This window comes from Variovorax multivorans (assembly GCF_051216835.1).
Lineage (GTDB): Bacteria > Pseudomonadota > Gammaproteobacteria > Burkholderiales > Burkholderiaceae_C > Variovorax.
The window spans coordinates 298,177-321,240 of sequence record NZ_JBPJZL010000007.1 but is presented as its reverse complement, the minus strand read 5'-3'; the positions used below and the strand labels follow the sequence as shown (position 1 = coordinate 321,240).

Below are 23,064 nucleotides of genomic sequence, written 5' to 3'. Positions count from 1 at the left end.
CGCTCCAACACAAAGTACAAGCGAGAGAGGCGGGCATGCTGGACATCGACAAACTCAACGAATTCACCCACAACCACGGCGAACTGCGCCGTGGCCAAGGGCTGGTCACAGGCACCATCGCGCTGAGCCTGGCCATCCTGTGCTTCCTCGGCGTACTGGCCTTTCACTTTCCGCAGTACCTCACGACGCCCGAACTGCGCAAGAGCTACAACGTCGACGTGATGCGCTACATCTTGCTGGCGGCGCTGGTCATTTCGGGTGGGCTGTCGCTGGTCAACATCATCTTCAACCGCTCGCGCTGGCTCTCGTCGGCGGCGTTCCTGCTGGTGGTGGCGTCGGCGCTGCTCGGCGGACACAAGGTGCCGGTGCACGACTTCGCGGACAACACGCCGTACATCGGGCTCGACTGGTTCATCCTCGACCTGCTGGGCTCGTCGCTGATCTTCATCTTCATCGAGAAACTCTTTGCGCTGCGCAAAGACCAGCCCGTGTTCCGCGAAGAGTGGCAGACCGACTTCCACCACTTCGTGGTGAACCACATGATCGTGGGCTTCGTGCTGCTGGCCACCAACCTGATGGTGCACAAGCTCTTCGGCTGGGCGGCCAATGACGGCATTCGCGGCTGGGTGGGCAATCTGCCGTTCTGGGCCGGGCTGCTGCTGATCGTTCTGGTGGCCGACCTCGTGCAGTACTGGACGCATCGCGCCTACCACGAGGTGCCGGTGCTGTGGCGCCTGCACGCGGTGCATCACAGCGTGAAGAGCATGGACTGGATGGCGGGCTCGCGCCAGCACATCCTGGAGCTGCTGATCACGCGCACGCTGGTGCTCGCCCCCATCTATGTGCTGGGCTTCAGCAAGGACGTGATCGACGCCTACATCGTGGTGGTCGGCTTCCAGGCGGTGTTCAACCACTGCAACGTGAGCGTGCGGCTCGGCCCGCTGCGCTACCTGATCGTGACGCCCAACTTCCACCACTGGCATCACAGCCAGGACCAGGAAGCGCTGGACAAGAACTACGCGGCGCATTACGCCTTCCTCGACTACATCTTCGGCACCGCGGTGAAGAGCACCAAGCTCTGGCCCGAAAAATACGGCGTGCTGGGCGACTACGTGCCCAACGGCTTCTTCAAGCAGCTGAAGTTTCCGTTCATCTGGAAGGGCTGATGCGCGCCGCGTTCAAGACCGCCGCGGTCGTCGTTGCCGCGGGCGCTGCCCTGCTGCTCACGGCCTGCGCCACCCGCATCGACCTGCCGACCAAAGAGGCCGGACTGCGCCTGCGGGTGCAGAGCTCGGTCATCGCGCCGGGCAACGGCGGCGAGCTCATCGCCGCCGACGCGCTGGAGCCGGGCGACATCCTGCTGACCTCCATCGCCACGGTGAACTCCTTCGGCATCCGGCTGGGCACCTTCTCGCCGGTGAGCCATGCGGTGCTGTACCTCGGCGACGGCCAGATCGCCGAAGCCGTGGGCACCGGCGTGCGCGCGCGGCCGCTGGCCGAGCTGGTCGATGAAGAGCAGATGGTGGTGGCCTTTCGCGTGCCGGGCGTCGACGAAGCCGGTGCCGGGCGCATGCGCGAATGGGCGCTGTCGCAGGTCGGCGCGCGCTACAACACCGTGGGCGTGCTGCTGAATGCGCCTTTCGTGCTCAACCGGCGTCTGTGCGAACTGCCGCTGGTGCCAAGCGCGGTCAGCAGCTACTGCGTGAGCGGCATGGCGATGGTGCAGCTGGGTGCGAGCCGCGACGACCAGTTCTTCTGCTCGCAGTTCGTGCTCGAGGCCTACAGGCAGGCAGGCCTGCCGATCACCAATGCCGACCCGCGCTGGGTGAGCCCGTCCGACCTGCTGCACATGCGCGAGGGCGACGTGCCTTCCATTGCCGCCACGCAGCCGCTGCGCTACGTGGGCCACCTGAAATACAACCCGCCGCCGCTGCTCGCGGCAGACGGCCCTTGAGCGCGGCCGCTTCATCCCGCTTCGACGTCGTCGTGATCGGCGCCGGGGCTGCGGGGCTGTTCTGCGCCGGCGTAGCTGGCCAGCGCGGGCTCAAGGTGCTGCTGGTCGATCACAGCGAAAAGGTGGGCGAGAAGATCCGCATCTCGGGCGGCGGGCGCGCCAACTTCACCAACCGCGACCTCGACGTGCGCGCGCCGCAGCGCCACTTCATTGGCGACAACCCGAATTTCTGTCGCTCGGCGCTGTCGCGCTATGCGCCGCAGCAGTTCATCGAGCTGGTGCAGAAACACGGCATTGCCTTCCACGAGAAGCACAAGGGGCAGCTGTTTTGCGACGGCTCCTCGCAGCAGATCGTCGACATGCTGCTGGCGGAATGCGCGGCGGGTGGGGTCGAGCGCTGGCAGCCGTGCAAGATCGGGAAGATTGCGTTTTCTGGCGTTGATGCTGATGGATCGGGCGCTGGCAGCTATCAAATCGAGAGCGATCGCGGGCTGATCGAGACGCCGAAGATCGTGGTCGCCACCGGCGGCCTGTCGATCCCCCAGATCGGCGCCAGCGACTTCGGCTACCGCCTTGCCGAGCAATTCGGCCTGCGCCTCGTCACGCCCCGTCCGGCACTGGTGCCGCTGACCTTCGGCGGCGACGCATGGGCGCCGTACGCCGAGCTGGCCGGCCTGGCGCTGCCGGTGCGCATCGAGACCGGCGCGAAGAAGGAAAAAATGGCCTTCCTCGAAGACCTGCTCTTCACCCACCGGGGCCTGTCGGGCCCGGCGGTGCTGCAGATTTCGAGCTACTGGAAACCCGGCACCCCGCTCACACTGGATTTCGCGCCCGGCGTGGACGTGGCCGAGGCGCTGGGCGAAGCCAAGCTGCGCTCGAAAAAGCGCATCGCCAACGAACTGGCCGCGCTGGTGCCCTCCCGGCTGGCCGACGCCTGGGTCGGGCAGGATCCGGCGCTGCAACGCCCTGTCAACGAAGCCGCTGACAAGTCGCTGGCAGCCCTGTCGGAGCGCATCGCCCGCTGGCAGATCACCCCCAGCGGCACCGAAGGTTACAAAAAAGCCGAGGTGACGGCCGGCGGCGTCGACACCCGCGACCTGTCGTCCCAGACCATGGAATCGAAGCAGCCTGGCCTTTATTTCATCGGCGAAGTGGTCGACGTGACCGGCTGGTTGGGCGGATACAACTTCCAATGGGCCTGGGCAAGCGCCCACGCGTGCGCAACCGCGCTATAATCGCGGGCTAACTCTTGGCCTCCCCTCAACGGCCGCACATGTTTTTCAGTTGAGGAACCCCGGCTTGGGGCCTCGATCTCTCCAAGCCAAATTCATTTCAACGATTCATCAATGACCACCATCCGCGTTAAAGAAAACGAGCCCTTCGACGTCGCACTGCGCCGTTTCAAGCGCACCATCGAAAAGCTCGGCCTGCTGACCGACCTGCGCGCCCGCGAGTTCTACGAAAAGCCGACCGCCGAGCGCAAGCGCAAGAAGGCCGCCGCGGTCAAGCGCCACTACAAGCGCGTGCGCAGCATGCAGCTGCCCAAGAAGCTGTACTAAGCAACACCCGGGGCGGCCGGCTCCAGACGAAAGTCAGCACCGCCGCCCAGTTGCCTCAGCCGCGCCAGGGAAACCTGCCGCGGCTTTTGTTTTTTCCGAAAGGTTGCCGAATGACTCTCAAAGAACAAATCACCGAAGACATGAAGACGGCGATGCGCGCCAAGGACTCCGAGCGCCTGGCCACCATCCGCCTGCTGCTCGCGGCCCTGAAGCAGAAGGAAGTCGACGAGCGCGTGGAGCTCGACGACGCCATGGTCGTCGCCATCGTCGACAAGATGGTCAAGCAGCGCAAGGACTCGATCGCCGCCTTCACCACCGGTGGCCGACCCGATCTGGCCGACAAGGAAGCCGCCGAGATCAAGGTGCTGGAGGCCTACCTGCCCCAGCGCATGAGCGCCGATGAAACGGTGGCCGCGGTGAAGGCCATCGTGGCCGAGCTGGGCGCCAGCGGCCCCGGCGACATGGGCAAAGTGATGGGCGTGGTCAAGACCCGCCTCGCCGGCAAGGCCGACATGGGCCAGGTCAGCGCAGCGGTCAAGGCCGCTCTGACGGGCGCCTGATGATGAACAACACCGGCAGCAGCCCCTCCGCCACGATCCCCAAGGCCTGCGCCTGCATGGTTGACGCGCGGGGCCGGCTGCTGGTGTTCCGCCATCCCGAGGATGGCAACATGCAGCTGCCCAAGGGCACCATCGAGCCCGGCGAATCGCCTGAAGTGGCGGTGCGCCGCGAACTGCTCGAGGAATCAGGCCTCGACTACACCGGCCCGCTGCAATCGCTGGGGACGCTGCACCGCGAATGCGAAGCCGGCGTCGAAGGCAACACGCACCGCCACCCGCAGCTGTGGCACCTGTTCCTGATGCGCGCCCAAGGCGCCCTGCCCGAAACCTTCACGCACATGGCCACGGGCAGCCCTGAAGAAGAAGGCCTGGTGTTCACGTTTCGCTGGCTCGAAGCCGGCGACGCACTCGACGACTTCGCCTTGCCCTACCGCCAGACCATCGAACGCGTGCGCGCGGCCCTGCTGCTGGCAGCCTGACTTCGGCTCACAGCCCGGCGCGCGCGGCCATGTACAGGCCCAGCAGCGCCAGCCCGATCAGGAAGCAGCGCTTGAACACCGCCACCGACAGCCGCTGCCGCAGCCAGGTCCCGAGCACCATACCGCCGATGGCCGGCACCAGCATCGCGATCGACCCGCCCATCGCCGACATCGGATAGCCCCCGTTCCCGACCAGCCCGATGGCCAGCACCACCGTCGAGGTGGTGAACGAAATCCCCATCGCCTGGATCAGCGAATCGCGCTGGAACCCCAGCGCTTGCAGGTACGGCACCGCCGGTACCGCAAACACCCCCGTCACCGCCGTCACCAGCCCCGTGACGACGCCCACCAGCGGCCCCACCCAGCGCGCCTGCGCGTCGCTCACGTGAAGCTGCCGCCCGGTCAGTCCCCAGACCGCGTAGACGAGCAGCGCCACCCCGAGCGCGAACAAAGCCCAGGCCCCCGCCGGCACGCCCAGCCACAGCGCCCCGCCCAGCGTGCCGATCACCACCCCCACCTGCATGCCGCCGATGCGCCGCAGCACCGGCATGAAGGTCGCGCGCGGCCCGGTCTGCCAGATGTTGGTGACGAGCGACGGCACGATCAGCAGCGCCGCGGCCTGTACCGGCGACATCCACAGCGCAAGCAGCGCCATCGAAACCGTCGGCAGCCCGAGGCCGACCACGCCCTTGATCACCCCGGCCAGCAGGTACACCGCCGCGGCGGCGGCCCAGAAACTCGTTGTGTCGATCGAATGCGTCATCGGGACACGACTCTGCCGACGAAGCCGGCCTCTGGAAATCGGGCATTTGCAGAGGTAGCCTCAGGCTGCGGCTGAGGCTCCTGGTGCACACTCCGCCGAACCATGCGATTCGATCTCACCGACCTGCGGCTCTTCCTCAACGTCGTCGAAGCCGGCAGCCTCACCGGCGGCGCCGGGCGTTCGCACATGACGCTCGCCTCGGCCAGCCAGCGCGTGCGCGGCATGGAAGACGCGCTCGGCACCCCGCTGCTCACCCGTCATGCGCAGGGCGTTCGCCCCACCGAGGCCGGCCGCACCCTGCTGCACCATGCGCGCGTCGTGCTGCAGCAGATGGAGCGGCTGCGCGGCGAACTCGGCGAGTACGGCCAGGGCCTCAAGGGACACGTGCGCTTCATGTGTGGCACCTCTGCGCTGACCGAACACCTGCCCGAGGTGCTGAGCCGCTTTCTCGCCGAGCATCCACGCATCTCGGTCGACCTCGAGGAACGCCCCAGCCCCGACACGGTGGACGCGCTGCGCGCCGGCCTGTGCGACATCGGCATCGTCTCGGACGCCATCGACAGCGAAGGCCTCGAATGCCATCCCTTCCGCCGCGACGACCTCGTGCTCGTGATGCCGCGCGGCCACGCCCTTGCCGGACGCCGGCGCGTGCAGCTGGCCGACGTGGTCGACAGCGAATTCGTGGGCCTGCCCGCGGACAGCGCGCTGCAGCTGCTGATAACCCAGCATGTGCGTGCGCTCGGCAAGCACCTGGCCTACCGGGTGCGCGTGCGCAACTTCGAGGCCGTATGCCGCATGGTGGAGTACGGCATCGGCGTCGGCATCGTGCCGCAGACCGCGGCCGAACGTTGCGCCCGCTCGATGAAGATCGCGCGCGCCTCGCTCGCCGACAAATGGGCCGAGCGCACGCTGATGGCCTGCGTGCGCTCGTCGGAAGACTTGCCGCTCAATGCACGTCGCATGCTCGAGCACCTGATCGCGCCCCCTGAAGAAGCTACGAGGAAGTGACGGGCTCCGCAAACTCGATCTGGATCTTCACGTCGGTCGCGCGCCCCGCGGCGGCTTCCTCGAAGGCCTTGATGCCGTCCTCGAACGCGAAGGTGCGCGAGATGAAGGGCTTCACGTCGACCTGCCCCGACGCGATCAGCGCCAGCGCGCGCGGGAAGATGTTGGCGTAGCGAAACACCGACTCGATGCGCGCCTCCTTCGCCTGGATCGCAACGATGTCGAAGGCCACCTTGGCAGCAGGTATGCCCACCATCACGAGGCAGCCGCCGGGGCACAGCAGCTCGAAGATGTCGTCGAAGGCGCGCGCGCTGCCGCTGGCTTCGAACACCACGTTGGCGCCCCAGCCGTCGGTCAGCGCCTTCACGGCGTCGGCGAGTTTCGTCTCGCGCACATTGACAGTGGTAACGGCCGGGTTGCTTGCGAACAGCGCCAGCTTCTCCGGCACGAGGTCCGCAAGAATCACGCGCGCCGCACCGCCCGCAAGTGCAGCCAGCGCCGTCATCGCGCCGATGGTGCCCGCGCCGATGACCACGGCCACGTCGCCCGGCTTCAGCGCCGCCTTCTTCGCAGCCTGCAGACCGATGGCCAGCGGCTCGACGATGGCGCCCTCGCCGAAGCTCACGTTGTCGGGCAGGCGGAAGGTGAAGGCCGCCGGGTGCACCACGAAGGGCGTGAGGCAGCCGTGGATCGGCGGCGTCGCCCAGAACCGCACGGCCGGGTCGAGGTTGTAGATGCCTTCGAGCGTGGCGCGCGAATCCATCTGCGGAATGCCGGGCTCCATGCACACGCGGTCGCCGGGCTTGAGGTGCGTGACCTCGGCGCCCACCTCGGTCACCACGCCCGAGGCTTCATGGCCCAGGATCATCGGCTCGTCCACCACATAGGGGCCGATGCCGCCGTGCTGGTAGTAGTGGACGTCGCTGCCGCACACGCCCACGGTGTGCATGCGGATCTTCACGTCGCGCGGCCCCATGTCCAGGGGAAGGTCTACGTCGCGCAGCTTGAGCTCATGCGCTTTTTCCAGAACCAGTGCTTTCATTTCTTTGCGTCCTTGAAGGGGTGTTTGGGTGTGTCAGTGCGTCAATGCAAAGGGGTGTCGGTGCGCAGCAGCGAGGCGCCCGTGTCGATGTCGAACAGGTGCACCTGCAACGGGTCGGCCACGAAGCGCACCGCATCGCGCAGCCGCGGGCACTGGGCCGAGGGCATCAGCGCAGCGATTTCGCTCTCGCCCTGCCCGAAGCTCACCAGCACCTCGTTGCCGAGGTACTCGATGAGCTGCACCTCGCCGGCAAAGCCCCCTGCGCGACCGCCTTGCGTGTCGACCTGCAGGTGCGCGGGCCGCACGCCCAGCGTCACGCGCTCGCGGCCTTCGAGTGCAAAGCGACGCGCGTCCACGCGCACCGTGCCTTCGCGGCCCGCCAGTTCGAAGCTGCCGTCAGCATCGCGCACCATCATCTCGACCAGATTCATCGGCGGCGTGCCGATGAAGCCGGCCACGAAGGCCGAACGCGGCCGCTCGAAGATCTCGCGCGGCGAGCCGACCTGCTCGATGCGCCCGTCGCGCAGCAGCACGATGCGGTCGGCCAGCGTCATGGCCTCGTGCTGGTCGTGGGTCACGTAGACCGTGGTGGTCTTCAGCGCCTGGTGCAGCCTGGCGATCTCGATGCGCATGTGGTTGCGCAGCTTGGCGTCGAGGTTCGACAGCGGCTCGTCGAACAGGAACACCTTGGGCGTCTTGATCATGGCGCGCGCAATGGCCACGCGCTGCTGCTGGCCGCCCGACAGCTCGGTGGGCCTGCGCTGCAGGTAGCGCTCCAGCCCCAGCGTGTCCGATACCTCCTTGATGCGCGCATCGATCTCGGCCTTGGGCACCTTCAGGCGCTTGAGGCCGAACGCGATGTTGTCGCGCACGCTCATGTGCGGATAGAGCGCGTAGTTCTGGAACACCATGGCAATGCCGCGCTCCTGCGGCGGCAGGTCGTTCACACGCTGGCCGCCGATCAGCAGATCACCATCGGAGATGTCTTCCAGCCCCGCGAGCATGCGCAAGATGGTCGACTTGCCGCAGCCCGAGGGACCGAGGAACACGACGAACTCGTTGTCGGACACGTCGAGGTCGAACTGGTGCACGACCTGTGTTTCGCCGTAGCGCTTGATGATGTTGTGACAGCTGATTGCGGACATGTTGTTCTTCGAGGAAAAAGAAATGATCTGGCTCATGCGGCATCGCGCTTGCGCTTGAAGGCGGCGTTGAGAAAACCGCTGAGCACGCCGACCATGAGCAGCGGCGGCAGCGACAGCAGGATGACCGAGGCATTCAAGATGCCCCACGGCACGTCGCGCCCGAGCTGGCTCAGCTCCGAGGCAACGATGGGCAGCGTCTTCGCATCCGACGTTGTGAGCATCAGCGCGATGAGGAACTCGTTCCACACCAGCACAAAGCCAAAGGCGATGGCGCCAACCAGCGAGCGCGCGGCAATCGGCAGCGCCACCTTGAAGAAGATCGCGTAGGGGCCGTAGCCGTCGACGCGGCCGGCCTCTTCCACCTCTTTCGGCACTGCCTTGAAGGCGGGTATGGCGAGCCAGATCACAGTCGAGAGCGTGAGCAGCGTGTAGGTGACGATCAGCGCGAAGCGCGTGTCGTACAACTCCAGCTGCAGCCAGATCACCATGAGCGGAATGGCCACGGCCACGGGCGGCAGGAAGCGCATCGACAGCACGAAGAACTGGATGTCGTCTGCCCAGCGCAGCGGATAGCGCGCGAGCGCGTAGGCGGCCGGCAGCCCGAGCAACGCACCGGCGATCACCGCCGCGCCTACCACCAAGATGGAGTTGACCAGCCCCTGCGCCACTGCCTCGCGACTCAGCACGTAGATGTAGTTCTCCAGCGTGGGCGTGAAGAAAATCTTCGGCACTGCAGAGACGATGTCGACCCGGTTCTTGAACGAGTTGAGAAAGGTCCAGAGCACGGGAACCAGCGCGGAGAGCCCTGCGCCGACCAGCACCAGCCGGGCGAGCAGCGTGCCGAGGGAGAACGGTTTTTTCTTTTTTGGCAAAGCGCTCATTTCGGTCGCGTCCATTTCCAGATGTAGGTGAACGCCACTGTCGACGCGACCATCATCAGCACCGCCATGCTCGACGCGTACGAGATGCGCCCGGACTCGATGAAGCCCTGCGAGAAGGCGTACATATCCAGTGTCTCGGTCGAGATTCCCGGGCCGCCGCGCGTCATCACGTAGATCAGGTCGAAGGCGCGCAACGACTCGACCATCTTCACGAACGTCAAGCTGATGAGCGGCGCCTTCAGCATCGGCAGCGCGACATACGCGTAGACCTCCCAGGTCTTCGCATGGTCCATGCGCGCGGCCTCGAAGGGCTGTGGCGGCAGCGTCTCGAGCAGCTTCAGCACGATGACTGCGAAGAACAGCCCCCACTGCCACACGTCCACGAAAGCCACCGTCATCAGCGCCGTGAGCGGGCTGGCCAGCAGATCCAGCGGCTCGCCGGTGATCGCCTTGTACGGATACGTCAGCAACCCGAACAGCGGATGAAAGGCGAACTTCCACACAAAGGCGGCCGACACGCGCGGCAGCAGCACGGGCACGATGAACAGCATCGACAACACGTTGCGCCAGCGCGCGGTGGCGCACTGGAACAGCAACACACCCAGCAGCACCGCGAGCCCCATGGTCGCGCTGACGGTCAGCACCTCCCACACCAGCGACACCCGCACGGAGTTGAGAAAGCGCCGGTCGGAAAACAGCTGGATGTAGTTCGACAACCAGACCCAGCTCGAATCGGCCTGGCCCAGTTCGCGGTCTTGCAGCGAGATGCCGATCGCGAACAGCGTCGGCACCAGCGCCAGCACCGCGAGCACCAGCAGGCCCGGCCCGATGAAGACGACCGGCAGTCTTGTCTTTTTTCTTTTCTCCCTGGTGGCCATCACATTACTTCTTGCGCCGTGCGATCAGCTGCTTTGCGTAGGCGTCGAGCTCATCGAGGCCGGCCTTGATGTCGGTGCGCGAGCCGGTGATCAGCTCTTCGAGAATGATCCCCCAGCGGTCGCCGAGGTCGGGCCAGGCGGCGTCCTGCCAGAAGTTCACGGCCGTGAGCTTGCCTGTGTCGGCCAGCGCCTTGCCGAGGTCGGCGCCGTAGCGTTTCGCAAACTCGGGGCTGCCCAGCACGCTGGTGCGGTTGAGTTCGCCGAACTGGCCTTCGGCGAGGCGGCGCTGCTCCTGCTTCTTCGAGGTGGCCCAGGCGACGAACAGGCCCGCGCACTTCTTCGCCTCCTCGGTCTTGTTGGCCTTGGCACCGATGGCCAGCCCGTGGCCGTAGCCGCCGCCGGTCAGCGGCGTGGGCGGCGGCAGGTAGGCGACCTTGCCGATCACGGTCGACATCTTCGGGTCGAGCGCATTGCCCGCCAGCGGGGTCGACTCGATCAGCATCGCCACCTTGCCCGCGAGGAAGGCGCCGGTGGCTTCGTCCCAGCCGCCGGTCTTGGTGCCGGGCGCGGAGTACTTGAACAGGTCGAGGTAGGTCTGCGTGGCCTTCACCGCGGCGGGCGAATCGAACACGGGCTTGTCGCCATCGAACCACTGGCCGCCGTAGCCGCGGAAGAACGGCATCCAGCGCCACACGTTGGCACCCGAACCGCGCTGGCCACGCAGGGCCACGCCGTAGATGCCGTGGGCCGGGTCGTTGAGCTTCTTCGCGGCTTCGGCGAATTCCTCAAGCGTTGTGGGCGGCTTGATGCCGGCCTTCTCGAGCAGGTCCTTGCGATAGACCAGCAAGTCGCCGCCACCGGTGAGCGGCGCGAACCAGGCCTGGCCGTCGAAAGTGGCGACCTTCTGGCGGCCGGGGTCGAAGTCGGCGTAGTCGTAGTCGGCGGGGTAGTACTTGGCCAGCGGCACGATCCACTTCGACTGGGCGAACAGCGGCACGTTGGCCTCGTCGACGTAGTACACGTTGTACTTGCCGACGGTCGAGGCGTCGGCGCGGGTCTTGGTGCGGCGGTCGTTCTCGTTGAGGTTGTCGATGTTGAACGACGCGCCGCTCAGGGCCTTGAACTCGTCCTTGTACTTTTCCAGCAGGGTCAGCCCGTCGCGCGGCTGGGACAGCACGCGCACATCGTCCTTGCAGGCCTGCTGCGCCTGCGCATGGCCCGCCGCGGCCAATGCCGCCAGCAACAGCGTGCCGGCCGCAATGCGGCGAGTGGTTCGGTTCGTCATCGTTCGTCTCCTGGTCTTGTTTGTGAAGGGCTTGCGAGAGGGACGAAGCGTATTCAGCCGCGGCCCGGCGCCGCGTACACGCGCGCCGGTGGACTGGTACTTCGATGACCAGCGGGCTTGGGGTTTTGCCGGGGGTGGCGCGCGAATTCGCCAATCAGTTGCAATGTAAAACCAGATCGATAGAATCCGCGTGGTTTTGTTTTGAAACCAAGAACGCCATTTCTGGAATCCACCATGACCCACTACCGCACAGCCACCATCGACGGCCTGAACATCTTCTACCGCGAGGCTGGAGACCCGGCGCTGCCAACCCTGCTCCTGCTGCACGGCTTTCCAGCCTCCTCCTTCATGTACCGGGAGCTGATCGAACGGCTGGCCCATCGCTTCCACGTCATCGCGCCGGACTACCCCGGCTTCGGTCATAGCGATGCGCCTTCGGTCGTCGAGTTCAGCTACACCTTCGACCACCTCGCCGACATCGTCGAGAAATTCACCGACCAACTCGGCCTGAAGCGCTACGGCCTCTACATGCAGGATTTCGGCGGCCCGGTGGGATTCCGGCTGGCCAGCCGCCACCCTGAAAAAGTGAGCTTCCTGGTCGTGCAGAATGCCAACGCCTACGAAGAGGGATTGCCGGACGACTTCTGGGGTTTGGCCCGCGAGCTGTGGAGGGACCCGTCGCCGGTCAACTACGCCAGGATCCGCGAAGCCGCCATGTCCGACGCGGCCCTGGAATGGAACTACACCCACGGCGTGAAAGACCCAGCGCGCATCAACCCGGACAACTGGCTGCTGCAACGCGCCCTGCTGGCCCGCCCCGGCAACAAGGACGCGATGGCGGCCCTGCTGCACGACTACGGCCGCAACCTCTCGCACTACCCGGCCTGGCAGGCCTACTTTCGCCAGCACCAGCCGCCGACGCTGGTCGTCTGGGGCGCCAACGACGTGATCTTTCCGCCGTCGGGCGCGTATCCCTACCAGCGCGATCTCCGGCAGATCGATTTCAAGCTGCTCGACACCGGCCATTTCGCGCTCGAAGAACTGGGCGAAACGATCGCCGCGCACATCGAGCGCTTCCACGACGCCCTGCGTGCCTGACGGCAGAGCATCGCCATGCAATTGAACATCGATGCAGCCGCGGCCCGGGATACACAGGCACGGCCCACCGCGCCGCCGATAACGGCCGCGATGGCGCTGCTGTTCGCGGTCGCCTGCGGGCTGGCCGTGGCCAACGTCTACTACGCCCAGCCGCTGCTGGACACGCTGGCGGCCACCTTCGGCATCCGCCCCGCCACGGTCGGCATCGTGATCACCATCACCCAGGTCGGCTACGGCCTGGGGCTGCTGCTGGTCGTTCCTCTGGGCGACCTGATCGACCGGCGGCAGCTGATCGTGGGGCAATCGCTGCTGTCGGTGGTCGCACTGCTCTGCGTCGCGCTGGCGCCCAGCGCGGCGATCCTGCTGCCGGCGATGGCCGCCGTGGGCGTGCTGGCCGTCGTGACGCAGGTGCTGGTCGCCTACGCCGCGCTCATGGCGCCGCCGGGCGAGCGCGGCCGCGTGGTCGGCATCGTCACCAGCGGCATCATCGTCGGCATCCTGCTGGCGCGGGCGGTGTCGGGCACGTTGTCCGATCTTGTCGGCTGGCGCTCGGTGTACCTGGTGTCCGCCGCGGCCACGCTGGTCGTCTCCGGCCTGTTGTGGAAGGCGCTTCCCCGGCGCGCGCCACCCCCGGTGCGCATCTCGTACCTGCAGCTGATCCGGTCGGTCTTCACGCTCTTCGCCGAAGAGCCCGTGCTGCGCATCCGCGCGGTGCTGGCCATGCTGATCTTCATGGCCATCACGATGCTGCTGACGCCGATGGTGCTGCCGCTCACGGCGCCGCCGTTCTCGCTGTCGCACACGCAAGTGGGCCTGTTCGGCCTGGCGGGTGCGGCCGGCGCCATGGGCGCTGCACGCGCGGGTCGACAGGCAGACCGGGGTCGCGCTCAGCGCACTACCGGCATCGGGCTGTCGGTGATGCTGCTGTCGTGGGCGCTCATCGCCATGCTGCCGTGGTCTATCTGGGCGATGGTGGTCGGCGTGGTCACGATCGACTTCGGCCTGCAGTCGGTGCACGTCGCCAACCAGAGCCTGATCTACCGCGTGCGCCCGGAAGCCCAGAGCCGCCTGACAGCCGGCTACATGATTTTCTATTCCATCGGCTCCGCCACTGGATCGATCGCCTCGACGATGCTGTACGCACACGGCGGCTGGAACAGCGTCTGCCTGGCCGGGGCCCTCACCAGCGGCCTGGCACTGGCGTTCTGGGCCATGACCCGGCACCTGACGCCGCAGGATGCCAGCCCCTGATGAGCTTCAGCACCGGGAAGCTCAGGCCGTGGTGGCGAGCGGCGTGTTCTGCGCGGTGCGCAGGCCGAAGCGGTCCTGTGCCTGCTGACGGTAGGCCGAGGGGGTCATGCCCTTGAGCTGCAGAAAGCGCCGGTTGAAGTTCGCGAGGTTCGCGAAGCCCACTTCGTAGCAGATGTCGCTCACCAGCCGGTCGGAGGTCTGCAGCATCTCGCAGGCCTTGGCGATGCGCAGCCGCGTCACGAAGTCGGTGAAGGTGGCGCCCATGTGCTTGTGGAAGTAGCGCGAGAAACTGCTTTCGGCCATGTTGGCCACGGCGCACACGGCCGGCAGCGACAGCTCTTCGGTCAGGTGCTGGTCGAGGTAGTCGAGCACGCGGCGCATGCGGGTGTTGGCGCTCGGGTCTTCGCTCGCCGTGCCTGTGGTGTTCGAAATCTGGCGCCAGTCGGGCCAGCGGGCCAGCTCGTGCAGCAGGCCGATGAACTCCGCCAGCCGGGCCATGCCCTCCTGCGCCTGCACGCGCAGGAAGCGTTCGTGCACCAGCGCATGGATGCCGAAGAACTCGATGCCCAGCTTCGCGCGGTCGAGCATCGGCAGCACCGCCTTCAGCTCGGGGAACAGGTCGGTGCCCTTGCGCAGCGGCTCGTCGCGGAAGTGGATGACCATGCTGCGCTCGGCAATGCCCTCGGGCGGCACGTCGTGCGAAATCCAGGTGTGGGGCAGCCGGGCGCCCACCAGGGCCACGTAGCCGGGCTCGAAGCGGCCGATGTGGTCGCCCACGAAGGCGTCACCGCTGCTGCGATTGATGCACTGCAGCTCGTATTCGTCGTGGTAGTGCCAACAGTCGAAGGGCCAGGGCACGCCGTGCTGCAGGCAGCGCACCGAGCTGCCGCCCGCCGGCTCGAAGCCGAGCCTCGGGTCGCGCAGCAGTTCGTGCTCGAGTTCCGGCTTGCGCGCTGCGTTGTGTCTCATGGTTCTGTGAGCCTTCGCGCGGTAGCCGGCGGTGCTTTCTCAGCTGCCGGCGATCTTCATCCGGTTCACCAGGACCGATCCCGTGGTCTTGGCACCGAAGGTATAGGCATCGGCCCCGATGGCCTCGATGCCCATGAGCATGTCTTTCAGGTTGCCGGCGATGGTGATCTCCTGCACCGGGAAGGCGATCTTGCCCTTCTCGACCCAGAAGCCGCTGGCGCCGCGCGAGTAGTCGCCGGTCACGTAGTTCACGCCCTGGCCCATCAGCTCGATCACGAACAGGCCGGTGCCCAGCTTGGCGAGCATGGCGTCGAGGTCGTCGGTGTGCTTGGTGAGGCGCGAACTCAGCGTCAGGTTGTGCGAGCCGCCAGCATTGCCGGTGGTCTTCATGCCCAGCTTGCGGGCCGAGTAGGTCGAGAGAAAGTAGCCTTCGAGGCGGCCGGCATCGACCACCTTGCGCGCCCGGGTGGTCACGCCTTCGTCGTCGAAGGGCGAGCTGCCCTTGCCGCGCAGCACGTGCGGGTCCTCGGCCACGTTGACATGCTTGGGCAACACGGGCTTGCCCAGCGAATCGAGCAGGAAGCTGCTCTTGCGGTACAGCGACCCGCCGCTCACGGCCTGCACCAGCCCGCCCAGCAGGCCCACGGCCAGCGGCGACTCGAACAGCACCGGGCATTCGGTGGTCTTGATCTTGCGCGACTTCAGGCGGCTGAGCGCCCGTTCGGCGGCGTAGCGGCCCACGGCCTGCGGGCTGGCCAGTTCATCGGCCGAGCGCATGGAGCTGTACCAGGCGTCGCGCTGCATGTCGTCGCCCTTGCCGGCGATGGGCGCCACCGAAATCGAATGCCGCGAGCTGGCGTAGCCTCCGCGAAAGCCGTGCGTGTGGGCGCTGAAGAAGTGGCTCTGCTGGGCCGAGACGCCCGCGCCCTCGCTGTTGGTGATGCGCTTGTCGGTCGACAGGGCCGCCTCTTCGCACTCCAGCGCCAGCTTGGCGGCCTGCTCGCTCGTCACGTCCCAGGGGTGGAACAGGTCGAGCTCGGGGTGCACCTTGGCGATGTCTTCCTCGTCCGGCAGGCCGCTGACGGGGTCTTCGGCCGTGAAGCGGGCGATGTCGTAGGCCGCCTGAACGGTCTGCTTGATGGCCCCTTCGGAGAAGTCGGAGGTGCTGGCGTTGCCGCGGCGGTGGCCCACGTAGACCGTGATGCCCAGCGACTTGTCGCGGTTGCGCTCGACGTTCTCGAGCTCGCCCTTGCGCACCGATACGCTCAGGCCGCAGCCCTCGGAGGCCTCGGCCCCGGCGTCGGTGGCACCGAGCTTCCTGGCGTGCGCCAAGGCGGTGTCGACCAGGTTTTCGAAGAAGGAGCGGCTGTAGGCGAAGCCGGAATCGGCGCGCGAGGAGGATGTCGTCATGTGGTGGCTATGATACTTGCGCCCCCATTTCCCGTTTCCCCCAGCTTCCCACTGCGTGTTGCACCGCGTTGCAACGCCGCACGGTGCGGCCCAGAATCCACTCCATGTCCCGCAAACCCAAAAAAGGCTATTTCGTCCGTGGCCAGTTCGTTGCCGAAGGCAGCGAGCTCGACCTTGAGCTCAAGCGCGAGCTCAAGGGCACCGACGAAGCCAGCCGCACCGACCTCAAGCGCGAAAGCGACGAGCTGCAGAAGCTAGGCACCGAGTTGCTCACGCTGCGCGCCGGCCTGTTCGACGCGCTCCAGCTCGACGAAAAACTGGTCGACGCCATCGCCGAGGCCAAGCGCATCACCAATTTCGAGGGCAAGCGCCGCCAGATGCAGTTCATCGGCAAGCTCATGCGTAAGCTCGAGCCCGAAGTGCTGGAGGCCGTGAAGCAGGCCCTGTCCGAGCAAAGCATCGCGCCGGCCGCCGAAACCGCCGCCCTGCACGAGGCCGAGCGCTGGCGCGACCGGCTGATTGCCGACGACGACGCCCTCGGCGGCTGGATAGAAACCCACCCCGCCACCGATTCCCAGCAACTGCGCGCCCTGGTGCGCCAGGCCCGCAAGGACATGAAGACCGGCCCGGCCGGCGAGGCGCCCCGCCAGGGCAAGGCCTACCGCGAGATCTTCCAGCTGGTGCGCGCGCAGCTCGCGGTGCACGGCGGAGCCGACCACGCGGCAGCGGCCGCCGCCCAAGACCGGGAAGAAGACGCATGAGCTCGTTCGACCCGGTCCGCATCGGCATCGTCTCCATCAGCGACCGCGCCTCCAGCGGCACCTACGAAGACAAGGGCCTGCCCTCGCTGAAAGAATGGCTCGGCCGGGCGCTGAAGAACCCCATCGAATTCGAGCCCCGGCTGATCCCCGACGAGGCCGCGCGCATCAGCGCCACGCTGATCGAACTGGTCGACACCGGCTGCTCGCTGGTGCTGACCACCGGCGGCACAGGCCCCGCCCTGCGCGACGTAACGCCCGAGGCCACGCTGGCCGTGGCCCACAAGGAAATGCCCGGCTTCGGCGAGCAGATGCGCCAGATCAGCCTGCGCTTCGTGCCGACGGCGATCCTGTCGCGGCAGGTGGCGGTGATCCGCGACAAGAGCCTGATCATCAACCTGCCGGGCCAGCCGAAGTCGATTGCGGAAACGCTCGAAGGGCTGAAGGACACCGAGGGCGTGCAGGTCGTGCCGGGCATCTTCGCGGCAGTGCCCTATTGCATCGACCTGATCGGCGGGCCGTACCTGGAGACCGACGACGCGGTCTGCAAGGCGTTCAGGCCCAAGTCGGCCATCCGCCCACCGCGCTGAGCGGCTACTTGACCAGCGTGAGCAACGGCACGCCCTTGTCCTTGACCATCGTCACGAGGAACTTCGCGGGCTTGGTGGCACTGGCGTTGCGGCCGACTGTGTGGATGTCAGCCGGGCCTTCGTAGAAAGTCTGGCCGGGGGTGAGCGTGACCTCCTTGCTGCCCTTCACGCCCATCACGATCGATCCCTCGAGCACGTACACGAAGGCGTGGGCATCGTGGCGGTGGACGGGATCGACTGAGCCTGGCGGAAAGTCGACAACGAACGTGACTGCTTCCTTGCCGGGCATGTCCGCCAGGTCCTTCGTCATAAGCATGGTCACGGCGGCTTCAGGGGCCGCCAGAGCGGGCATGGCGACGAACGTGCCGAACGCGAGGCCGAGGGAAACGCAGGTTTTCTGAAAACGGGTCATGGGTTGCCTTTCAGGCCAGCGCACGCTGCGCCAGCCAGTCTTCGAAGCGGATCGTCCCGAGGCGCGGGGCGTTGCCGGGCGTCAGTGAGCGGTCGTCGAGCTGCACGCCGAAGTAGCTCGCCCCGGCATCGGTAACGACCGGCCGCCTGTCGCCGGTCGCCGCGAACAGGCGGCGCACCAGCGCGTCGAGCGGCATGGCCTGCGGGCCGGCGATCTCGATCCGGCCCCGCGCGGGCGGCTCGGCCACCACGGTGGCGAGCGCGGCGGCAACATCGTCCGCCGCCATCGGCTGTATCAGCGCATTCGACAGCCGGACTTCGCCGCCCCGCACGCTCCCGTCGGCAATGCCGGCCACGAATTCGAAGAACTGCGTGGCCTGCACGATGGTCCAGGGCACGGGCGAGGCCTCGATCAGCTCTTCCTGGCGCTGCTTGGCGCGGAAATAGCCACTGGCCAGCAGGCGGTCGGTGCCGACCACCGACAGCGCGATGTGATGCGCCACACCGGCCTCAGCCTCGGCGGCGAGCAGGTTGCGCCCCGCGGTGTCGAAGAAGCGGAGCGCCGGCTCGTCCTCGAACGAGGGCGAATTCGCGACGTCGACGACCACATTGGCGCCCGCCAGCGCGGCCTTCAGGCCTTCGCCGGTGAGCGCGTTGACGCTAGTCGAGGGCGACGCGGCGTTGACCTCGTGGCCCGCATCGCGCAGGCGCGTGGCGAGCTTGGAGCCGATGAGGCCGGAGCCTCCGATGATGACGATCTTCATGGTTGATTCCTCGGTAAGGAGAGTCGGAGTCAAGAACGCCCCCGTGGACGTCCATGCAGGCAAGACGTCCAGCGGGGGGCGTTTGTGACACCGGGACCGAAAAATCCCCGGAGCCGACCGTTCCAGTCAGCTAGGTAGCCGCTACCGCAGGCCCGAAACCATGGCTTTCGGCCGCCTGCTCGCACGGCACGCGCTCGACCTGCACGGTCGAATGGTGGATGTCGAAGCGCTCCGCCAGCAGGGCGCGCAACCGCAGCATCAGCGGTGCCATGTCGCCCACATCCGGCGTGCACACCACGTGCACGCTCAGGCTCACCTTGCCGCTCGAGAGTGCCCATACATGCAGGTCGTGCAGGCTGGCGACGCCTTCGCTGCCCAGCAGCGCACGCTCGACCTCGGGCAGGTCTACATCGTCGGGCACGCCTTCGAGCAACACGTTGAGGCTCTCGCGCAACAGCCGCCAGGTGCGCGGCAACACCCACAGGCCGATGGCGACCGCAATCACCGAATCGACCCACGCCCAGCCGGTGAAGCGGATCACCAGAGCCCCGACGATCACGCCGATCGAGCCCAGCATGTCTGCCCACACCTCCAGGTACGCGCCCTTCACGTTGAGGCTCTTGTCCTTGCCTGCCGCGAGCAGCCGCATGCCGATCAGGTTGACGACCAGCCCGCCCACCGCCACCAGCAGCATCATGGTCGACTGGATCTCGGCCGGCGCCGAGATGCGCCGCCAGGCCTCGTACAGCACGTAGATCGCCACGAAGAACAGCAGCACCGCGTTCAGCACAGCAGCCAGGATCTCGAAGCGGTAGTAGCCGAAGGTGCGCCGCCTGTCGGCGGGTCGCTTGCCGATCCAGATGGCGGCCAGTGAGATCGCCAGCGCCACCGTGTCGGTGAACATGTGGGCCGCATCGGACAGCAGCGCGAGGCTGCCCGACACCAGCCCGCCGACCACCTCGGCCACGAGGTAGACCGTGGTCAGCAGAAGCGCCCAGCGCAGTGCCTTCTCGTTGCCGCCTACAGCGTGTGAATGCTCATGTGCCATGGGAACCTTGAAGTGCTGATGCGGGTGCAGGATCGAGTGGTGCGCCATGAACCTGCTCCTGCACTTCTTCCTCTTCTTCATCGCGCCGGTGCGCAATGCGGTAGAGCAGCGGAAGCACCAGCAGCGTCAGCGCGGTCGACGAAAGAATACCGCCGATCACCACCGTGGCCAGCGGCCGCTGCACTTCGGCGCCGGTGCCGGTGGCAATGGCCATCGGCACGAAGCCCAGCGAGGCGACCAGCGCCGTCATCAGCACCGGCCGCAGCCGCGTGAGCGCGCCTTCGCGAATGGCCGCGTCCAGCGGCAGGCCGCCTTCGCGCAGGTTGCGGATGAACGAGATCATCACCAGCCCGTTGAGCACCGCCACGCCCGACAGCGCAATGAAGCCCACCGCCGCCGAGATCGACAGCGGAATGCCGCGCATCCACAGCGCCACGATGCCGCCCGTGAGCGCGAACGGAATGCCGGTGAACACCAGCAGGCCGTCCTTGAGGTTGCCGAACATCGCGAACAGCAGTGTGAACACCAGCAGCAGCGACACCGGCACCACGATCTGCAGCCGCTGCGTGGCCGAAGCGAGGTTCTCGTACTGGCCGCCCCACACGGTCCAGTAGCCGGTGGGGATCTTCACGTTGCGCATGGCCTCTTCGGCCTCGGCCACGAAGGAGCCGAGGTCGCGCCCGCGCACATTGGCGCTCACCACGATGCGGCGCTTGCCGTCCTCGCGGCTCACCTGGTTGGGGCCGGGCGCGATGTCGAGCGTGGCCACCTCGCCCAGCGGAATGAAGCTGGTGCGCTGGCCTTCGGCGCCCGCGCCCTTGGGCAGGGCCACGGGCAGCCGCTTGATGGCTTCGAGGTCGGTGCGCAGGTTCTCGGGCAGGCGCACGATGATGTCGAAGCGACGGTCACCGTCGAACAGCGTGCCCGCCTCGCGCCCGCCTACCGCGGTGGAGATCGCGTCCTGCACGTCGCCCACGTTGAGGCCGTAGCGCGCGGTCTTGTTGCGGTCGATGTTCACGGTGAGCATCGGCAGGCCGGTGGTCTGCTCGACCTTCACCTCGGCCGCACCGGCGATCTTGCCCAGCACGCCCGACACCTCGGCCGCCGTCTTGTTCAGCACGTCCATGTCGTCGCCGAAGATCTTCACGGCCACGTCGCTGCGCACGCCCGAGATCAGCTCGTTGAAGCGCAGCTGGATGGGCTGCGAGAACTCGTAGTTGTTGCCCGGGAGCTTCTCCACTTCTTCCTGCACCGCTGCAAGGAGCTCCTCCCGTGTACGACGAGGCTTGGGCCACTCGCTCTCGGGCTTGAGCATGATGTAGCCGTCGGAGATGTTCGGCGGCATCGGGTCTGAAGCAATCTCGGCCGTGCCGGTGCGCGCAAACACGCGCTCGATCTCCGGAAACTTCGCCTTCAGCGTGCGTTCGAGCTGCTTCTGCATCTCGACTGACTGCGTGAGGCTGGTGCCCGGAATGCGCAGCGCCTGAATGGCGAAGTCGCCTTCGCTCAGGCTCGGCACGAACTCCGTGCCCAGGCGCGTGGCCAGCAGGCCCGACAGCACCACCGCCACGGCGGCCAGCGTAATGACCAGCGGCTTGGCCGCCATGACGCGCGCCAGCAGCGGCTCGTAGCCGCGCTTGGCCCACACCATCAGGCGGTTTTCCTTCTCGCTGACCTTGTTGCCGATGAACAGCGCCACGGCCGCTGGAATGAAGGTGATCGACAAAATCATCGCGCCCAGCAGCGCAATCACCACGGTGAAGGCCATCGGGTGGAACAGCTTGCCCTCGACGCCCGTGAGCGCAAAGATCGGCAGGTACACGATCATGATGATCAGCTGGCCGAACAGCAGCGGCCGGCGTGCCTCCTGCGAGGCCGCGAACACTTCGTGGAAGCGCTCGGTGCGCGTCAGCGGCCTGCCCTTGTGGGCCTGCGCATGGGCCAACCTTCGCACGCAGTTCTCCACGATCACCACCGCCCCGTCGATGATGATGCCGAAGTCCAGCGCCCCCAGGCTCATGAGGTTGGCGCTGACCTTCTGGTTCACCATGCCGGTGAAGGTGAAGAGCATCGACAGCGGAATGACCAGCGCGGTGATCAGCGCCGCGCGGATGTTGCCGAGAAACAGGAACAGGATCGCGATGACCAGCACCGCACCCTCGAACAGGTTCTTCTTCACCGTGGTGATGGCCTTGTCGACCAGCACGGTGCGGTCGTACACCGTCACCGCCTTCACGCCGGCGGGCAGCGTGCGGTTGATTTCCTGCATCTTCTTGTCGACCGCCTGCGACACGGTGCGGCTGTTCTCGCCGATCAGCATGAACACGGTGCCCAGCACCACCTCACGGCCGTTGTCGGTGGCCGCGCCGGTGCGCAGTTCCTTGCCGATGCCGACCTCGGCCACGTCCTGCACGCGCAGCGGAATGCCGTTGGCGTTGCCCAGGATGACGTTGCCGATGTCCTCCGCCGACTTCACCTGCCCCGGCGCGCGAATGAGGTACTGCTCGCCGCGCTTCTCGATGTAGCCCGCGCCCACGTTGGCGTTGTTGCGTTCCAGCGCGGTGACGAGGTCGGTCATCGTGAGGCCGTGGGCCAGCAGCTTGGCCGGGTCGGGCGCGATGTGGAACTCCTTGGCGTAGCCGCCGATGGAGTTGATCTCGGTCACACCCGCCACGTTGCGCAACTGCGGCTTGATGATCCAGTCCTGTATCTCGCGCAGGTCAGTGGGCGAGTAGGGCTTGCCGTCGGCCTTCTTCGCGCCCTCTTCCGCCTCGACGGTCCAGAGGTAGATCTCGCCGAGGCCGGTGGAGATGGGCCCTATCACCGGCGAGATGCCGCCGGGCATGCTTTCCCGTGCGGACTGGATGCGCTCGTTGACGAGCTGCCGCGCGAAGTAGATGTCGGTGCCGTCTTTGAAGATCACCGTTACCTGCGAGAGGCCGTAGCGAGACAGCGAACGGGTCTGCTGCAGGCCCGGCAGGCCGGCCATGACGGTCTCGATCGGGTAGGTCACGCGCTGCTCGGTCTCCAGCGGGGAGTAGCCGGGCGCGGCGGTGTTGATCTGCACCTGCACGTTGGTGATGTCGGGCACGGCGTCGATGGGCAGCTTCTGGTAGCTGAAGATGCCGAGCGCCGCCATGCCGAGCACGGCAAGCAGGATCAGCCAGCGCTGCTCGATGGAGAAGCGGATGATGCGTTCGAACATGCGTGCTTC

Annotated in this window: 23 protein-coding genes; 11 read left to right on the top strand and 12 right to left on the bottom strand. The window is 66.7% G+C overall.

Going from position 1 to position 23,064, the window contains the following annotated elements; translation table 11 throughout:
* The first annotated feature begins 35 nt into the window (after nucleotides 1-35).
* The 6 genes from ACSFCA_RS20500 (at nucleotide 36) to ACSFCA_RS20475 (ending at nucleotide 4,552) form a co-directional block, all read left to right on the top strand.
* Nucleotides 36-1,166: a sterol desaturase family protein gene (locus tag ACSFCA_RS20500; RefSeq protein ID WP_093057876.1), complete on the top strand. Its 1,131-nt coding sequence runs from the start codon at nucleotides 36-38 to the stop codon at nucleotides 1,164-1,166.
* Nucleotides 1,166-1,954 carry a YaeF family permuted papain-like enzyme gene (locus ACSFCA_RS20495; protein ID WP_435460702.1) on the top strand — a complete coding sequence of 263 codons (789 nt, stop codon included), beginning with the start codon at nucleotides 1,166-1,168 and terminating at the stop codon, nucleotides 1,952-1,954. Before ACSFCA_RS20500 ends, ACSFCA_RS20495 begins: the two co-directional genes overlap by 1 nt.
* Nucleotides 1,951-3,189: a BaiN/RdsA family NAD(P)/FAD-dependent oxidoreductase gene (locus ACSFCA_RS20490; RefSeq protein ID WP_435460703.1), complete on the top strand. Its 1,239-nt coding sequence runs from the start codon at nucleotides 1,951-1,953 to the stop codon at nucleotides 3,187-3,189. Before ACSFCA_RS20495 ends, ACSFCA_RS20490 begins: the two co-directional genes overlap by 4 nt.
* Before the next feature lie 111 nt (nucleotides 3,190-3,300).
* Entirely contained in the window at nucleotides 3,301-3,513 is a 213-nt protein-coding gene (gene rpsU / locus ACSFCA_RS20485) for a 30S ribosomal protein S21 (RefSeq protein ID WP_007833691.1), read from the top strand.
* Between the two features lie 110 nt (nucleotides 3,514-3,623).
* Nucleotides 3,624-4,073 carry a GatB/YqeY domain-containing protein gene (locus tag ACSFCA_RS20480; protein ID WP_435460704.1) on the top strand — a complete coding sequence of 150 codons (450 nt, stop codon included), beginning with the start codon at nucleotides 3,624-3,626 and terminating at the stop codon, nucleotides 4,071-4,073.
* Nucleotides 4,073-4,552 carry an NUDIX domain-containing protein gene (locus tag ACSFCA_RS20475; RefSeq protein WP_258350203.1) on the top strand — a complete coding sequence of 160 codons (480 nt, stop codon included), beginning with the start codon at nucleotides 4,073-4,075 and terminating at the stop codon, nucleotides 4,550-4,552. Before ACSFCA_RS20480 ends, ACSFCA_RS20475 begins: the two co-directional genes overlap by 1 nt.
* 7 nt (nucleotides 4,553-4,559) lie before the next feature.
* Here the strand turns inward: ACSFCA_RS20475 and ACSFCA_RS20470 are convergent, their stop codons facing one another.
* Nucleotides 4,560-5,315 (bottom strand): sulfite exporter TauE/SafE family protein, encoded by a 756-nt coding sequence (locus tag ACSFCA_RS20470; protein ID WP_435460705.1) that lies wholly within the window; start codon nucleotides 5,313-5,315, stop codon nucleotides 4,560-4,562.
* Nucleotides 5,316-5,417: 102 nt separating this feature from the next.
* Here ACSFCA_RS20470 and ACSFCA_RS20465 point away from each other — a divergent pair, with 102 nt between their 5' ends.
* Nucleotides 5,418-6,323 carry a LysR family transcriptional regulator gene (locus ACSFCA_RS20465; protein WP_435460706.1) on the top strand — a complete coding sequence of 302 codons (906 nt, stop codon included), beginning with the start codon at nucleotides 5,418-5,420 and terminating at the stop codon, nucleotides 6,321-6,323.
* Here ACSFCA_RS20465 and ACSFCA_RS20460 read toward each other — a convergent pair.
* Genes ACSFCA_RS20460 through ACSFCA_RS20440 form a run of 5 tightly spaced genes read right to left on the bottom strand, consistent with a single transcriptional unit; the run spans nucleotide 6,310 to nucleotide 11,551 of the window.
* Nucleotides 6,310-7,362: an NAD(P)-dependent alcohol dehydrogenase gene (locus ACSFCA_RS20460; protein ID WP_435460707.1), complete on the bottom strand. Its 1,053-nt coding sequence runs from the start codon at nucleotides 7,360-7,362 to the stop codon at nucleotides 6,310-6,312. The two genes, ACSFCA_RS20465 and ACSFCA_RS20460, sit on opposite strands and share 14 nt — an antisense overlap.
* Nucleotides 7,363-7,403: 41 nt before the next feature.
* Nucleotides 7,404-8,507 carry an ABC transporter ATP-binding protein gene (locus ACSFCA_RS20455; protein ID WP_093080009.1) on the bottom strand — a complete coding sequence of 368 codons (1,104 nt, stop codon included), beginning with the start codon at nucleotides 8,505-8,507 and terminating at the stop codon, nucleotides 7,404-7,406.
* A 32-nt stretch (nucleotides 8,508-8,539) separates the two neighbouring features.
* Nucleotides 8,540-9,388 carry a carbohydrate ABC transporter permease gene (locus tag ACSFCA_RS20450; protein ID WP_258350208.1) on the bottom strand — a complete coding sequence of 283 codons (849 nt, stop codon included), beginning with the start codon at nucleotides 9,386-9,388 and terminating at the stop codon, nucleotides 8,540-8,542.
* The gene (locus ACSFCA_RS20445) at nucleotides 9,385-10,266 is read right to left on the bottom strand and encodes a carbohydrate ABC transporter permease (RefSeq protein WP_258350209.1); all 882 of its coding nucleotides are present in this window, start codon (nucleotides 10,264-10,266) and stop codon (nucleotides 9,385-9,387) included. The genes ACSFCA_RS20450 and ACSFCA_RS20445 overlap by 4 nt, the downstream gene beginning before the upstream one ends.
* A gap of 4 nt (nucleotides 10,267-10,270) precedes the next feature.
* Nucleotides 10,271-11,551, bottom strand: a complete 1,281-nt coding sequence (locus tag ACSFCA_RS20440) for an ABC transporter substrate-binding protein (RefSeq protein ID WP_258350210.1) — start codon at nucleotides 11,549-11,551, stop codon at nucleotides 10,271-10,273.
* Between the two features lie 234 nt (nucleotides 11,552-11,785).
* On the opposite strand from ACSFCA_RS20440, the gene ACSFCA_RS20435 reads away from it, so the two are divergent.
* Together ACSFCA_RS20435 and ACSFCA_RS20430 are read left to right on the top strand one after the other, a co-directional pair.
* Nucleotides 11,786-12,649 carry an alpha/beta fold hydrolase gene (locus ACSFCA_RS20435; RefSeq protein WP_435460708.1) on the top strand — a complete coding sequence of 288 codons (864 nt, stop codon included), beginning with the start codon at nucleotides 11,786-11,788 and terminating at the stop codon, nucleotides 12,647-12,649.
* A 15-nt stretch (nucleotides 12,650-12,664) separates the two neighbouring features.
* Nucleotides 12,665-13,900 carry an MFS transporter gene (locus ACSFCA_RS20430; RefSeq protein ID WP_435460709.1) on the top strand — a complete coding sequence of 412 codons (1,236 nt, stop codon included), beginning with the start codon at nucleotides 12,665-12,667 and terminating at the stop codon, nucleotides 13,898-13,900.
* Nucleotides 13,901-13,921: 21 nt separating this feature from the next.
* Here the strand turns inward: ACSFCA_RS20430 and ACSFCA_RS20425 are convergent, their stop codons facing one another.
* Together ACSFCA_RS20425 and pmbA are read right to left on the bottom strand one after the other, a co-directional pair.
* Nucleotides 13,922-14,869, bottom strand: coding sequence for a cupin domain-containing protein (locus ACSFCA_RS20425; protein WP_435460710.1), 948 nt, complete (start codon nucleotides 14,867-14,869; stop codon nucleotides 13,922-13,924).
* A gap of 39 nt (nucleotides 14,870-14,908) precedes the next feature.
* Entirely contained in the window at nucleotides 14,909-16,279 is a 1,371-nt protein-coding gene (gene pmbA, locus ACSFCA_RS20420) for a metalloprotease PmbA (RefSeq protein ID WP_435460711.1), read from the bottom strand.
* Nucleotides 16,280-16,383: 104 nt separating this feature from the next.
* Between pmbA and yjgA the strand changes: the two genes are divergently transcribed.
* Nucleotides 16,384-17,040 carry a ribosome biogenesis factor YjgA gene (yjgA, locus tag ACSFCA_RS20415; protein WP_435460712.1) on the top strand — a complete coding sequence of 219 codons (657 nt, stop codon included), beginning with the start codon at nucleotides 16,384-16,386 and terminating at the stop codon, nucleotides 17,038-17,040.
* Entirely contained in the window at nucleotides 17,037-17,627 is a 591-nt protein-coding gene (gene mog, locus ACSFCA_RS20410) for a molybdopterin adenylyltransferase (RefSeq protein WP_435460713.1), read from the top strand. Before yjgA ends, mog begins: the two co-directional genes overlap by 4 nt.
* A gap of 4 nt (nucleotides 17,628-17,631) precedes the next feature.
* Here mog and ACSFCA_RS20405 read toward each other — a convergent pair whose 3' ends face one another.
* The 4 genes from ACSFCA_RS20405 to ACSFCA_RS20390 form a co-directional block, all read right to left on the bottom strand.
* Nucleotides 17,632-18,039, bottom strand: coding sequence for a cupin domain-containing protein (locus ACSFCA_RS20405; protein ID WP_435460714.1), 408 nt, complete (start codon nucleotides 18,037-18,039; stop codon nucleotides 17,632-17,634).
* A gap of 10 nt (nucleotides 18,040-18,049) precedes the next feature.
* The gene (locus tag ACSFCA_RS20400) at nucleotides 18,050-18,802 is read right to left on the bottom strand and encodes an SDR family oxidoreductase (RefSeq protein ID WP_435460715.1); all 753 of its coding nucleotides are present in this window, start codon (nucleotides 18,800-18,802) and stop codon (nucleotides 18,050-18,052) included.
* A gap of 130 nt (nucleotides 18,803-18,932) precedes the next feature.
* Complete coding sequence (locus ACSFCA_RS20395; RefSeq protein WP_435460913.1) at nucleotides 18,933-19,850, bottom strand: cation diffusion facilitator family transporter; 918 nt, start codon at nucleotides 19,848-19,850, stop codon at nucleotides 18,933-18,935.
* Nucleotides 19,840-23,055 carry a CusA/CzcA family heavy metal efflux RND transporter gene (locus ACSFCA_RS20390; RefSeq protein ID WP_435460716.1) on the bottom strand — a complete coding sequence of 1,072 codons (3,216 nt, stop codon included), beginning with the start codon at nucleotides 23,053-23,055 and terminating at the stop codon, nucleotides 19,840-19,842. Before ACSFCA_RS20390 ends, ACSFCA_RS20395 begins: the two co-directional genes overlap by 11 nt.
* Between the last annotated feature and the right edge of the window lie 9 nt (nucleotides 23,056-23,064).

What these genes read in the sequence shown, in the direction of transcription:
- ACSFCA_RS20450 (WP_258350208.1), bottom strand. Translation starts at nt 9,388, where the DNA reads ATGAGCGCTTTGCCAAAAAAGAAAAAACCGTTCTCCCTCGGCACGCTG.
- ACSFCA_RS20430 (WP_435460709.1), top strand. Translation starts at nt 12,665, where the DNA reads ATGCAATTGAACATCGATGCAGCCGCGGCCCGGGATACACAGGCACGG.
- ACSFCA_RS20395 (WP_435460913.1), bottom strand. Translation starts at nt 19,850, where the DNA reads ATGGCACATGAGCATTCACACGCTGTAGGCGGCAACGAGAAGGCACTG.
- ACSFCA_RS20435 (WP_435460708.1), top strand. Translation starts at nt 11,786, where the DNA reads ATGACCCACTACCGCACAGCCACCATCGACGGCCTGAACATCTTCTAC.
- ACSFCA_RS20405 (WP_435460714.1), bottom strand. Translation starts at nt 18,039, where the DNA reads ATGACCCGTTTTCAGAAAACCTGCGTTTCCCTCGGCCTCGCGTTCGGC.
- ACSFCA_RS20400 (WP_435460715.1), bottom strand. Translation starts at nt 18,802, where the DNA reads ATGAAGATCGTCATCATCGGAGGCTCCGGCCTCATCGGCTCCAAGCTC.
- rpsU (WP_007833691.1), top strand. Translation starts at nt 3,301, where the DNA reads ATGACCACCATCCGCGTTAAAGAAAACGAGCCCTTCGACGTCGCACTG.
- mog (WP_435460713.1), top strand. Translation starts at nt 17,037, where the DNA reads ATGAGCTCGTTCGACCCGGTCCGCATCGGCATCGTCTCCATCAGCGAC.
- ACSFCA_RS20455 (WP_093080009.1), bottom strand. Translation starts at nt 8,507, where the DNA reads ATGTCCGCAATCAGCTGTCACAACATCATCAAGCGCTACGGCGAAACA.
- ACSFCA_RS20470 (WP_435460705.1), bottom strand. Translation starts at nt 5,315, where the DNA reads ATGACGCATTCGATCGACACAACGAGTTTCTGGGCCGCCGCCGCGGCG.
- ACSFCA_RS20480 (WP_435460704.1), top strand. Translation starts at nt 3,624, where the DNA reads ATGACTCTCAAAGAACAAATCACCGAAGACATGAAGACGGCGATGCGC.
- ACSFCA_RS20440 (WP_258350210.1), bottom strand. Translation starts at nt 11,551, where the DNA reads ATGACGAACCGAACCACTCGCCGCATTGCGGCCGGCACGCTGTTGCTG.
- ACSFCA_RS20425 (WP_435460710.1), bottom strand. Translation starts at nt 14,869, where the DNA reads ATGAGACACAACGCAGCGCGCAAGCCGGAACTCGAGCACGAACTGCTG.
- ACSFCA_RS20445 (WP_258350209.1), bottom strand. Translation starts at nt 10,266, where the DNA reads ATGGCCACCAGGGAGAAAAGAAAAAAGACAAGACTGCCGGTCGTCTTC.
- ACSFCA_RS20460 (WP_435460707.1), bottom strand. Translation starts at nt 7,362, where the DNA reads ATGAAAGCACTGGTTCTGGAAAAAGCGCATGAGCTCAAGCTGCGCGAC.
- ACSFCA_RS20495 (WP_435460702.1), top strand. Translation starts at nt 1,166, where the DNA reads ATGCGCGCCGCGTTCAAGACCGCCGCGGTCGTCGTTGCCGCGGGCGCT.
- ACSFCA_RS20465 (WP_435460706.1), top strand. Translation starts at nt 5,418, where the DNA reads ATGCGATTCGATCTCACCGACCTGCGGCTCTTCCTCAACGTCGTCGAA.
- yjgA (WP_435460712.1), top strand. Translation starts at nt 16,384, where the DNA reads ATGTCCCGCAAACCCAAAAAAGGCTATTTCGTCCGTGGCCAGTTCGTT.
- ACSFCA_RS20475 (WP_258350203.1), top strand. Translation starts at nt 4,073, where the DNA reads ATGATGAACAACACCGGCAGCAGCCCCTCCGCCACGATCCCCAAGGCC.
- ACSFCA_RS20500 (WP_093057876.1), top strand. Translation starts at nt 36, where the DNA reads ATGCTGGACATCGACAAACTCAACGAATTCACCCACAACCACGGCGAA.
- ACSFCA_RS20390 (WP_435460716.1), bottom strand. Translation starts at nt 23,055, where the DNA reads ATGTTCGAACGCATCATCCGCTTCTCCATCGAGCAGCGCTGGCTGATC.
- pmbA (WP_435460711.1), bottom strand. Translation starts at nt 16,279, where the DNA reads ATGACGACATCCTCCTCGCGCGCCGATTCCGGCTTCGCCTACAGCCGC.